This is a genomic window from Paraburkholderia sp. BR10954, assembly GCF_040965775.1.
In the GTDB taxonomy this organism is placed as follows: domain Bacteria; phylum Pseudomonadota; class Gammaproteobacteria; order Burkholderiales; family Burkholderiaceae; genus Paraburkholderia; species Paraburkholderia youngii.
In genome coordinates, this window is the sequence record NZ_JBFRCK010000049.1 from 17,069 (window position 1) to 28,155 (window position 11,087).

The window sequence follows — 11,087 nt, forward strand, 5'->3', positions numbered from 1 at the left end:
TTAGGTACAGGTGTAGTTGATGTGCAGATGGTTCTTCACGATCGGGATCGCACACGCCGCGAGCCCGAGGCCGACGAAGACCGTCGATATAATCTTGCCGATCGTGCTTTCCGAGTTGCCGATCGCGACCGCGCCGACGATGATCAGCACGATGCCGATGCCGTAAAGCCACGGGCCACTAATGTAGGACGAGATCAGACAGATGACGTCCGTCGCGGAGCCGAGGTCGGTCAGGTCGACGGCCAAGGCGAACGGCGCGAATGCGGCGAGCGAAGCAGCAACGACGGTCGAACGCAGCTCACGGCGGGTAAGGAAGCGCGTCCAGATAAAGCGGCTCAACGCTCGCGTGCGCTCGCGCGCGGTAGCGAGAAAATCAGACAGATACTTCTTCATTAAAGGCACTCCGATGGGTTAGAAGACGCGGTTGAGAACGTAGTCGCCGTCTCTGAAACCCTTGATTTCGAGGATTTCGGAAACGTGACGCAGCTCGCCTGTGCGGCGAAGATGAATGACATAGTGGAAGCAGTCGGCCACCGCCTTTCGCATATCTGCCAGTTCCCACCGGCTGCCCGGCGGCACGCCGAGCATCGCGAGATTTTCGAGACGGCTCAGGCCGCCACGCGCGTCGTTGGCGTGAATCGAGCCCATGCCACCGTCGTGGCCGGTGCTCAGCGCCTGGATGAAGTCATAGGCCTCGCCGCTTCGCACTTCGCCGACGATGATGCGATCGGGCCGGAAGCGCAGACACAGGGCGACGAGCAGTTGCGTCGTGACACCCTTGTCGGGGTTCGACAGAAGCCGCACACGATTGGGCGCGGTCAGCATCAGCTCCATCGTGTCTTCGACCGTGATGACGCGCTCGTCCTCAGGGATCTGCGCATTCAGCGCGTTGAGCAGCGTGGTTTTGCCCGACGACGTGCCGCCGGCGACAAGGACATTGCGGCGTGCCCGAACCATCGCGCTCAGGGCCTCGCGCAAGGCATCGTCCTGGATGCCCGGGGGGAAGAGATCGAGTTCCTTTTCCTTGCGGGCGTTCGTGAGCGAGAACGCGCCCATGTTCACGTAGTCGCTAAGCGATAGGTGCTTGTCGCGGTGCTTTCGGATCGAAAGCGCATTGCCGTCGATCGCGGTTGGCCGCATCACCGATGCAATACGCAGATTCTTGTGACCGGCGTTGATGATCCCCTGCGCGGTGCCGGCGACCGCCGACTTGTCGACCGATGCCGCCAGCGCGCTGATCGCGCCGTCAAGCACCGCTTCGTTAAGCGTGAGGTCAAGGCGCTCCATCGTGCCGCGGCGCTCGATCCAGATGTTGCTGAAATCGTTGATCATGATTTCGGCAACGTCGGGCGCGTCAAGGCACTCGCGCAACGGACGCAGCGACTCGAAAAACATGCGTACCGCGCTCTCCTCGAGCGGGCGCAGTTTGAGCAGGGGATTGTCGGTAGCCTCGGACATGCTGCTATTGTTCCGTCCGGCCGGAACCTGAAGCAGACTGAAAGAACGATCAAATCCGCGAGCTTTCGGGGAAAGTGTCGTGCTCGATGTCGCAGACGATGGACGCCTTGACCCACCCGGGCTGCTTCACGCCTTCCAGACTCCCGTCAGCCGGCTAACGGGCTTAACCCGGAAAGCTCAAGAAAAACGTATAGCTTTCGGATTAACCGCAGCGGGAAATTGTGGTATATGTCTGCGGCGCAATTGCCTTTCCAATCATCAATCATCGATGGCAAGAACAATTCCGTTTTACACAAGCCCGCAGGCCGCTCGCGCCCGCCGCTCGAAAACTCTGCTGTTGCCGATGCCGCGCGCTCAGGCGGACGAACTTTCCTTGCAGGTGCACATAGCCCTCGACGCAATGCGACGAGGCCAGGGCAACCTGAATGCTGCCCAGATGCTGTGCCAGGCCATGATCGTTGTGGGGCTGCTCGCGGAAGCCGGATACGGCTCGGCGACGGTCGAACAGATGCAGGACGCGGAAGAGGTGATCGGGTCGGCATTCGACCGCGGCCGGGACACCGGCGTGTGGATGCTCGACGATGACGGATTTGCGCAGTTCGCGACGATCGTGAGCACGTACGACCATCAGCTTCGGCGCGCGCCAGTCGCCGCGATCGCTGACGCTAGCGACAGGCTGGATCGTTTCCGCGCGGGCGAGACATTCGAGCAGACGGCCCGCAGGCGCGCCTAGCGACCTCTAGGCATTAACCGGGATAAACCGCGACAACCAGAATTCGGGCAACAGGACATGAGGGGAAAAATCGCTGACGGCGAGGCCCGCGACAGGCTGATTATCTGGCTTCGCCGGCGCATGGAAGAATTCGGCATCACGCTTGAAGCACTCGCAGAGTCAATCCAGCACGACGTCGACCACCCGCCTCTTTATCGCGATGCGCGCGGCAACGAATGGAACGGGCTGGGCAACATGCCCGACTGGCTAAGCGCTGCCAGAAATGCCGGTGTAAGTCCGGAATTCTTCCGCATCGAGCCGAAGCCGGCGCCCAAGCCCATGGTCGCCGCCTCGGAGATCGATCCGCGGCAGCTGGACCTTTTTCGATGAAACCAACCGCCTGATGGCACGGGCAATCCGCGCGTGCGTGCTTCGCGAAAACGGCCCGTTTCGACCCACATCGGCCCGTTCGGCGGGGTAAAATTAATGGCGGCTTCCTGAGTACTTCGGCCGCCCGTGGGTTTATGACTAACACACCAAGTCGGCTGTTCGAGTATTCAAATAACCTCGAACGTAAGCCTACCCGCCCTCGGTTGGCGACGAACAGCGGCCAGGCGTTACGTCCTTCATCCAACCCGGCCCGATGCCAGGAAGGCGGTTTCTGGAGATGCGTGTTCGTTCAGGTATGTGGTGCGTAGCCCACTTCTTACGCCCCATCGATAGAAAACCAGCGCAACCGCCACAACAGTCAGCATGTCCCACCCGTCGGGAATGACACCCATGCCTCCAAACTCCCGTCCGCCCAGCAACGAAAGCATCGCCATGGCGGGCAGGTACAACAGCATCCACCACGCCGCTCGCAGTTCCGCGCGAAAACTCTCCCATCCCGCCGTCGACTGGTAGTAGAAATAGACAGGCAACGCCACGATGATCAACAGGATAATCTGCCCTGTCAGCGGCCAACATGCCCAGAAAAGCATGAGGGAAGCGCACACGAATGCGAACGGTGCGATCACCAACATGCCAGGAATTCGAAGAGGTCTCCGGAGATCCGCGGCATGCTTTCGAAGTGCCATCAGGCTAACCGGTCCAGTCAGGAAGGAAACAATTGTTGCTACCGAGATGACCGCGGCGAGTGTTCCCCAACCACGAAAGAAAAACATGAAGAGAAACGAAATGCCGAGGTTGAACCACATGGCAGCTCGCGGGACCCCGTAGACGGGATGGGTCGCGCCGAAGATGCTTGGCATGGTCCCATTGCGCTCCATCGCATATATCATGCGGGCCGTCGTTGCGGTATAGATCGTGCCTGTTCCCGATGGGCTAACGAAAGCATCCACGTACAGCAGAATCGCCAGCCAGTTCAGGTCGAGGGCGATGGCCAGTTCTGCGAACGGTGATGAAAAATTCAGACCATGCCATCCGGATGCGATACTTGACGGGCTGACGGCGCCTATGAACGCGATCTGCAGCATCACATAGATAACCAGCGCAAGCAGGATCGAGCCGACCAGCGCAAACGGGATGCTCTTCGAAGGGCTACGCGCCTCGCCCGCAAAACTAACGGGACTCTGGAATCCGTTGAAGCTGAACACGATACCACTGGTTGCAACGGCCGTAAGGATTGACGGCCACCCGTAGGGCGCGAATTGTCCACCTGTGCCGACCGCGAAGTTTTCCTGATGCCAGCCCGCCCACATCAGACTGGCAATCGTGGCGCCCGGAACGAGAAACTTGAAGACGGTGATGGCGGTGTTCGTCTTAACAAACAGCTTCACACCCCAGTAGTTCAGCATAAAGTAGACAATGACGAGCAATGCGCTGGCGAACAGTCCTTGTGTCGTGAGATCCTCGCCGGTCATCAGCGCATGGGCCCATGAATAAGGCCACGACGCCATGTATTGAACCGACGCGATTGCTTCAATCGGGATGACAGCAACGATCGATATCCAGTTCGCCCAAGCGGCTATAAATCCGACGAGTGCTCCATGAGAATAGCGCGCGTAGCGGACCATGCCGCCCGACTCCGGATATGTCGTACCCAGCTCTGCGTAAGTCAGTGCGATGGCCAGCACGATAACCGCACCAATGATCCACGCAATGATCGCGGCCGGCCCCGCAACCTTCGACGCGTGCCAGGCGCCAAACAGCCACCCGGAGCCGATAATCGAGCCCAAGCTCTGTAAAGAGCAATGCCACTGGGCCGATACTTCGGTTGACGTTATCCTTCATAATTGTCTCCTGGATCGCGTTCGCAGGGGCGTGACTGATTCCCGCCACAGCGGCGCTTTTGTTATCGTCTAGGCAACGAATGCCGTCATCGCGTCGGAGATGACGGCGAGCGGGAGTTCGCTCAGGCTGTCGGCTCGGCTAGCCAGGCGAGTTGGCGTTCGAGGACTGATTGGGCTGTCTCGCCGACCAGTTCCTGATACGTTGCGGGAGCGGTGGCGCCTTCGGTATTGACCAACAACACGCGGGACGAGCCATCGAGGCCTACGTTGCTGGCCAGCAGCGGGTCTTGAAGCAAGACAATCAGCCCAGCAAGACCCGCCACGCCCGACTCGCCAGCGACGACGGGCGCATCGGTATCGCTGCCAGCAGCCAGGATGCGCATGGCGTTCACTGCATCGTCATCGCTGATGGTCATGAAATCATCGACGCTGGGCTGCAGGAACTTCCATGCGAGCGGCGACGTCTCGCCGCAAGCGAGCCCGGCCATCACGGAGTCGACGGAGCCCGTTGCACGAGCTGCGCGTCCCGCCAACGCGCTCTGATACAGGCAGTCGGCCTGCTGCGGTTCGACGACGACGAATCGCGGACGATGTTCGCCATGGTATTCCCACAGGTAGCTGATCAATCCTGCTGCAAGGCCGCCGACACCGCCCTGAAGGAACACATGCGTGTACGCCGGCCGATCCGGCTGGCTATCGCTCTGCTCGACGATCTCCGCTGCAATCGTGCCATAGCCCTGCATCACATCGCGCGGGATGTCTTCGTAACCGTCGTACGACGTGTCGGAAACGACGTGCCAGCCATTCAACGAAGCGAGGCGAGCCGCCTCTTCGACCGACTCATCGTAGTTTCCGGTGATGCGCACAATCTCTGCACCGTACGCCGCTATCGCTTTCTCGCGCTCGACGCTGACATTCGCGTGCAGCACGATCACACAACGGCAACCGAGCGTTTGCGCGGCAGCGGCAAGACCCTTTCCGTGGTTGCCGTCCGTGGCGCTCACTACCGTGGAATGCGTCAGCAGCTCCCGATAGCGTCCTTCGAACAGGCCATGCGCGTCGAGATTATGATTCCGCCACAGCCGCTGAATCAGGCGTACCAGCGCAATCGGTGCACCCAAGGCCTTGAAGCTGCCCAGCACAGAGCGCGCTGACTCGTCCTTGATACTGATGCTGCCGACCGCGAGCCTCGCGGCCAGCCCCGGCAACTCACGCAACGGCGTCGCATCGGGCGAAATCTTGTCCCAGGATGAAAGCCAGGCGCGGCTTTCCTGTGCTTTCTCGATGCTGAGAATGGTCTTCAATTCAGCGGGGTACGCAGCGCGCGTTGCGCGTGGATTGGCTACCAACATGACCTTGATACTCCAGTAACGAATGATGTGAATTGGCGAATGAAAGTCGTGCTCACTTCTGTGCGAGCCGCTGGAGCACGACATCCAGCAAGACGTTCGCGCCGTCGATAAGCTGATCGTCGTCCGTGTGTTCGCGCGGGTTATGGCTGATGCCACCGCGGCTCGGCACGAAGATCATCGCGGCCGGCGCAATGCGCGCGATCATCTGGGCGTCATGTCCGGCGCCCGATGTCATCCGGCGATGCGTGAAGCCCATGCGCTCTGCTGAAGCCTCGATCGCGTCGGCCAGTTCTGCATCGAATACGACAGGCTCGAAACGGACCAGGCGCTCGGTCGTGATCTTCACGCCCTCCTTCTCCGCGACCTCCTTGAGGAATTCGGCGAGCCGCCGCTCGGCGTCCTGAAGGCGTTGTTCGTCCGGATCACGCAGATCCACTGTGAACACCGCCTTGCGCGGAATCACGTTGATGACGTTTGGCTCGATCCGCAGCATGCCGATCGTCGCCAAAGTGGTGCCGGCAGTAACGGCCAGCTCACGCAGGAACGTCGAAACGGCGGCGGCCACCCAGCCCGCACCATGACGAAGCCGCGTTGGCGTTGTACCTGCGTGATTGGCATTGCCCTGAACGGTAATCTGCTGCCACGAGATGCCCTGGAGATTCTCGACAACACCGATGCGGATGTTCTCTGCTTCAAGGATCGGGCCCTGCTCGATGTGCAGTTCCAGGTATTCGTGCGGAACGATTGCGCCGGGCTCCAGGTCACCCGGCATAACCGATGCGCGCGAGTTCGTCGCCAAGGCGGGTACCGTCGATGCCAACCGTATTCAGCGCTGCATCGACGGACAGGCCGCGAGCGTAAACCAGCGAGCCCATCATGTCCGGCTGATAGCGGATGCCTTCCTCGTTGGTGAATGCTCCGATAGTGATGGAACGTTGCGGCCTGATGCCTGCCTGACGAAAGGCTCGCGCGACCGCGAGTCCTGCCAGTACGCCGTAACAGCCATCCAGCGCGCCGGCGTTTTTCACCGTGTCGATGTGCGAGCCCATCATCAGTGGACGCTGGCTGCCGTCATCCGAATCGGCACGCTACGTGCCGAAAATGTTGCCGATGCGATCGATTCGGACATCGAGATCGAGTTCGCGCATCCATCGGACGACGAGATCGCGACCGGCTCGCTCGTCATCAGTCAGCGCGATACGAGTGCGCCCACCCACTTCTCGATCGGCGCCCAGTTCGCCGAGCTGGCGCAGTTGTTCAAGCATGCATGCGCCGTCGAGTGCCAGCGATGCAGGTACAGACGTATTCATTTATTTCCCTTTAATCGTTAGCCGACTGGCAATTCGAGCCGCGCGATCTCAGCGAAATAACGCGCTCCCATCAAAAGGATGTCGTCGTTGAAATCGTAGGTGGCGTTGTGGAGGGGAATACCCCCTTTATCCGCCGAGTCGCCGTTGCCGATGAAGATGAAGTTGCCGGGAACCACCTGCAGGAACGCACCAAAGTCTTCCGAAATCATCATCGGCTGGATGTTGGCGTCGACGCCATCGCTTCCCGCCACATTGCGCGCCGCCGCTACCGCAACGCCGACGAACTGCTCCGAGTTCACCGTCGGCGCGAACTCGTGTGTGTACTCGAAGGTGCAATCGGCGCCGAGCGTGCGGCAGATGCCTTCGCATACTTCCCGCATGCGCGTCTCGAGCAACGTCTGCGCTTCGCGTGAATAGCTTCGCGTATCGCCCTTGATGATGACATTCGAAGGAATCACATTTCTCAGGCCGTCCGTGATGAATTCCGTACACGAAATCACCGCCTGCAGGCTCGGATCGAGATTGCGCGACACGACGGTCTGCAATGCCATCACAATCTGTGACGCGATGACGATCGGGTCCACGCCCATATGCGGACGTGCAGCATGCGTGCCCCGCCCCTTGATGTGAATGACGAAGTTGTCTTCACTCGCCATGAGGCCGCCCGCGCGCGTTGCAAACGTTCCCGCGCGCATGCCCGGCATGTTGTGCGCGCCGAAGATGGCATCGACGGGGAAGCGTTCGAACAGGCCGTCGGCCATCATCGCCTTCGCGCCGCGGCCATGCTCTTCCGCCGGCTGAAAGATGAAGCGGACCGTGCCATTGAAATCGCGCCGTTCTGCAAGGAGTCGCGCCGCCCCGAGAATCATCGACATATGCCCGTCATGCCCGCACGCATGCATTTTTCCGGCGGTGCGCGAAGCATGCTCGCGATCGGGCGCCTGCTCGGCAATGTTCAGCGCATCCATATCGGCGCGCAGGCCAATAACCCGTTTCCCGTCCCCGGCCGTCAGGTTCGCAACGAGCCCCGTTCCCCCGATGCCGCGGTGAACTTCCAGCCCAAGCGTCCGGAGAATGTTCGCCACATAGTCGGACGTGTTGACTTCCTCGAAGCCCGTTTCGGGATGTTGATGCAAATACTGGCGCCAGCTCTTCAACTGGCCCTGCAGCGTGCTTTCCATTGTCGGACGTCCTTGACGATTTCGGGGAATGCGCCTGTCGAACATGTCGGTTGAGGAAATAATATTGTTTGCGGTGATAGAAAAAGTCTCCAAATCGCCCCCATCATGCAAAAATATCTTTGTTTCGACCTTCCGGCCGCAAAACCATGACACTCAGCCTGGACGATTTTGATCTGAAGCTATTGATGGAAGTGCAACGCGACGCGCAGATTCCTCAGAACGAACTCGGCGCGCGCGTCAATCTGTCTACAGCGGCCGTCAATCGCAGATTGCGACGCCTGTCGGACGAAGGCATCATTCGCAACTACGCCGCCATCGTCGCGCCCGAAAAGGTCGGCTATCCGCTGACGATCATTACAACAGTCGAGGTCGAGAGCGAACAGATCGATCTGCTCGACTCGATGAAGCGCACCTTCGCGCAATGCCCGCAAATCCAGCAGTGCTACTACGTCGCGGGCGAATGGGACTTCGTGCTGATACTGACGGTTCGCAACATGGACGAGTACACGGCCCTCACGCGGCAACTGTTCTTCTCGAACAACAACGTCAAACGCTTCAAGACGCTGGTGAGCATGAGCAACGTAAAGGTGGGGCTCGGTGTACCCGTCGCGCCCGAAGGCGCGTGACGCCGTCAGCGCACGACTGACCTGTCGGTCCAGTTGCCCTGATCGAACTGACGAACGGTAATCGCGCCGTTACGGATATCGCCCTTCTCGTCGAACTGGATTGCGCCCGTCACGCCGTCCAGCCTGGACGCGCGCAGCTTCGGCAGATACACCTTCGGGTCGGTCGAGCCCGCGGTCTGCATCGCGTCCGCCATCGCGAGCACTGCGTCGTAGGCATAAGGGGCATAGAGCTGCACGGGAACGCCGAAGCGCTGCTGATAGCGTTTGAAGAACTCCGGTCCTTGCGGCATCTTTGCAGGCGGCACACCCGCCAGCGTGCAGTACGCGTCCTTGCTCCTCGAAGACCCAGCGAGCTTGATGAACTGCGGTGTGCACGCTTCATCGCCGGCAATGAACTTGACCTTCAAGCCGAGCTTTTGCGCCTGCTGCACGAATGCCGCGGCTTGCGTGTCGCCGCCCGTGAAAGCGATCCCTTCCGGCTGACGGCTCTTGATGGTCGTGAGCACCGCCATCCAGTTCGTTGTCTTGTCGGTGCCGTACTCGCGGGCGACCACGTTGCCTCCGGCAGCCTTGACGGACTTTTCGATCTCGTCTGCGAGACCTTGTCCGTACGCCGTACGATCGTCGACGATGGCGACCTTGCGCGCGCCAAGATCGTGGACCAGATACGAGCCGATGACCGAGCCCTGTCTCACGTCATTCGCGACCATACGGAACACGTTCGTCAATCCTTGCTGCGTGAGCTTCGGGTTGGTTGCCGATTCGGTGATCATCGGAACGCCTGCATCCGAGTAGATTTTGGAAGCGGGTATCGACGTCCCGGAGTTCGCATGACCGACGACACCCGCCACGCCATCGTCCACCAGTTTCTGGGCGACGGTCACCGCTGTCTTCGGATCGGCCGCATCATCCTGCGAGTCGAGCACAAACGTGACGTTTTGCCCGCCAATGCGAATCTTTCTGCTGTTCAGATCTTCGATCGCCAGCCGCACACCGTTTTCATCATCCTTTCCGATGTGGGATAGTTCGCCGGTCAGCGGAGAAACCTGCCCGATCTTGACCGTCAAATCCGCGTGAGCCGCGAGAGGTTGCAGGGCAAGCGTCAGGGACGCGAGGCATATCAATGGCCGTGATGATTGCATGGTCGTGCTCTCGATAGGTTGGCTGAGAATAGGATCGACAGAACCGTCGACCCGTTGAGCCAAGCAACACTGCGCTGGCCTGCAACCATCCTAATGACGCGAGTCAGTAGCCAAAATCAGCCGCGATGACATTTCTGCAAATTTCGATTGAAAAACAAGCAATTTTCGATAATTCTTCTCGGTGCCTGGATGGCAGTGTTTGCGGTCGACGCCATTTCTCGTTCCCGCATGGCAAGCCGAAGTATCACCGGACTGCCAGCGCGAATTCCCGGGCAGCGAGCGGAAGCGCCTCCGGCACGACCAGCATCTGTTCGTAATCGATGACCGGCGCAAACGCAGTGTCGGGCACGTCGAAGCCGTCTCTGGCCGGAGAGCCGGTAGGGCGTCGTGTGGGTCGGCCGGATTTGTGCAAGGGTCAGCACAAGATCTCTCCACGGGGTATGAACCACAGCTTGAGCGACGCTTCCCGGAGGCGAACTGCCGTTCGAACGTCAAAATGCCGACAACCGCGAGCGTCCCTTCCTGGCCGAGAGCAGCGCGACCGCGGGGAGAGTCCGCGGGCAAAAAAATAGCCCGGCAAAATTGCCGGGCTTGGGTTCAGGAGAATGGGCAGACATCGCCCGTCAGCAGATCACTTCCATCATTTCGCCAAACGGTGCCTTCTTCGCGCGCCTGAGCGGCACGGTCGATGCCCACAGGACGGGATAGGACGGTTCATCGATCGGAAATGCTCCATCCATGTCGGTGAGATAGACCAGAAACGTGGGTTGAATGCCTTCGTCGGCCAGCCGTTTGAACGGATCGACAAACGAAGTGCCTCCCCCGCCACGCACCGGTAGAAGTTCGACCGCGTCGCCGCGCTCGAAGATCTGCACCTGCTTTACACGCGTATCGCAATCCAGCACGATCAGCCGCCGCGGCCGCACAGTCTCATTCACAACGAGGATTTCCGCGTCGAACTGCGCCTGCGTCTCGTCAAACACTGAACCGCTGGAATCGCGCACGAACACCGCATCGCCGACCGCCGGTTCGTTGAGCGACGGCAGATACAGCCCCATGTGCAGATACCGGCGAT

9 protein-coding genes and 2 pseudogenes are annotated in these 11,087 nt (G+C 60.1%); 3 read left to right on the plus strand and 8 right to left on the minus strand.

What is annotated here, in order from left to right:
* Window positions 1-393, minus strand: coding sequence for a conjugal transfer protein TrbC (locus AB4Y34_RS36970; protein WP_368718826.1), 393 nt, complete (start codon window positions 391-393; stop codon window positions 1-3).
* An 18-nt stretch (window positions 394-411) separates the two neighbouring features.
* A complete protein-coding gene (locus AB4Y34_RS36975; protein WP_368718827.1) occupies window positions 412-1,458 on the minus strand; it encodes a CpaF family protein in 1,047 nt (348 codons plus the stop codon).
* A 268-nt stretch (window positions 1,459-1,726) separates the two neighbouring features.
* Between AB4Y34_RS36975 and AB4Y34_RS36980 the strand changes: the two genes are divergently transcribed.
* The gene (locus AB4Y34_RS36980) at window positions 1,727-2,191 is read left to right on the plus strand and encodes a hypothetical protein (RefSeq protein ID WP_368718832.1); all 465 of its coding nucleotides are present in this window, start codon (window positions 1,727-1,729) and stop codon (window positions 2,189-2,191) included.
* Between the two features lie 57 nt (window positions 2,192-2,248).
* Window positions 2,249-2,560: an H-NS family nucleoid-associated regulatory protein gene (locus AB4Y34_RS36985; RefSeq protein WP_368718828.1), complete on the plus strand. Its 312-nt coding sequence runs from the start codon at window positions 2,249-2,251 to the stop codon at window positions 2,558-2,560.
* A 236-nt stretch (window positions 2,561-2,796) separates the two neighbouring features.
* On the opposite strand, the pseudogene AB4Y34_RS36990 reads toward AB4Y34_RS36985, so the two are convergent.
* The 4 genes and pseudogenes from AB4Y34_RS36990 to AB4Y34_RS37005 all read right to left on the minus strand — a co-directional run bounded on the left by AB4Y34_RS36990 (window position 2,797) and on the right by AB4Y34_RS37005 (window position 8,244).
* A pseudogene (locus tag AB4Y34_RS36990) lies at window positions 2,797-4,402 on the minus strand (APC family permease).
* A 121-nt stretch (window positions 4,403-4,523) separates the two neighbouring features.
* On the minus strand, window positions 4,524-5,753 hold the full coding sequence (locus tag AB4Y34_RS36995) for a diaminopropionate ammonia-lyase (protein WP_176369774.1): 1,230 nt from the start codon (window positions 5,751-5,753) through the stop codon (window positions 4,524-4,526).
* A gap of 52 nt (window positions 5,754-5,805) precedes the next feature.
* Window positions 5,806-7,063, minus strand: a pseudogene (locus AB4Y34_RS37000) (Zn-dependent hydrolase).
* A 17-nt stretch (window positions 7,064-7,080) separates the two neighbouring features.
* Window positions 7,081-8,244, minus strand: coding sequence for a M20 aminoacylase family protein (locus tag AB4Y34_RS37005; protein ID WP_368718833.1), 1,164 nt, complete (start codon window positions 8,242-8,244; stop codon window positions 7,081-7,083).
* 146 nt (window positions 8,245-8,390) lie between these two features.
* On the opposite strand from AB4Y34_RS37005, the gene AB4Y34_RS37010 reads away from it, so the two are divergent.
* Window positions 8,391-8,870: an Lrp/AsnC family transcriptional regulator gene (locus AB4Y34_RS37010; protein ID WP_368718829.1), complete on the plus strand. Its 480-nt coding sequence runs from the start codon at window positions 8,391-8,393 to the stop codon at window positions 8,868-8,870.
* A gap of 5 nt (window positions 8,871-8,875) precedes the next feature.
* On the opposite strand, the gene AB4Y34_RS37015 is transcribed toward AB4Y34_RS37010, so the two are convergent.
* Both AB4Y34_RS37015 and AB4Y34_RS37020 read right to left on the minus strand, forming a co-directional pair.
* On the minus strand, window positions 8,876-10,012 hold the full coding sequence (locus tag AB4Y34_RS37015) for a branched-chain amino acid ABC transporter substrate-binding protein (protein WP_368718830.1): 1,137 nt from the start codon (window positions 10,010-10,012) through the stop codon (window positions 8,876-8,878).
* Window positions 10,013-10,635: 623 nt separating this feature from the next.
* Window positions 10,636-11,087 (minus strand): VWA-like domain-containing protein (locus AB4Y34_RS37020; RefSeq protein WP_368718831.1); only part of this gene is annotated, 452 nt, incomplete at its 5' end.

What these genes read in the sequence shown, in the direction of transcription:
- AB4Y34_RS36970 (WP_368718826.1), bottom strand. Translation starts at nt 393, where the DNA reads ATGAAGAAGTATCTGTCTGATTTTCTCGCTACCGCGCGCGAGCGCACG.
- AB4Y34_RS36975 (WP_368718827.1), bottom strand. Translation starts at nt 1,458, where the DNA reads ATGTCCGAGGCTACCGACAATCCCCTGCTCAAACTGCGCCCGCTCGAG.
- AB4Y34_RS36980 (WP_368718832.1), top strand. Translation starts at nt 1,727, where the DNA reads ATGGCAAGAACAATTCCGTTTTACACAAGCCCGCAGGCCGCTCGCGCC.
- AB4Y34_RS36985 (WP_368718828.1), top strand. Translation starts at nt 2,249, where the DNA reads ATGAGGGGAAAAATCGCTGACGGCGAGGCCCGCGACAGGCTGATTATC.
- AB4Y34_RS36995 (WP_176369774.1), bottom strand. Translation starts at nt 5,753, where the DNA reads ATGTTGGTAGCCAATCCACGCGCAACGCGCGCTGCGTACCCCGCTGAA.
- AB4Y34_RS37005 (WP_368718833.1), bottom strand. Translation starts at nt 8,244, where the DNA reads ATGGAAAGCACGCTGCAGGGCCAGTTGAAGAGCTGGCGCCAGTATTTG.
- AB4Y34_RS37010 (WP_368718829.1), top strand. Translation starts at nt 8,391, where the DNA reads ATGACACTCAGCCTGGACGATTTTGATCTGAAGCTATTGATGGAAGTG.
- AB4Y34_RS37015 (WP_368718830.1), bottom strand. Translation starts at nt 10,012, where the DNA reads ATGCAATCATCACGGCCATTGATATGCCTCGCGTCCCTGACGCTTGCC.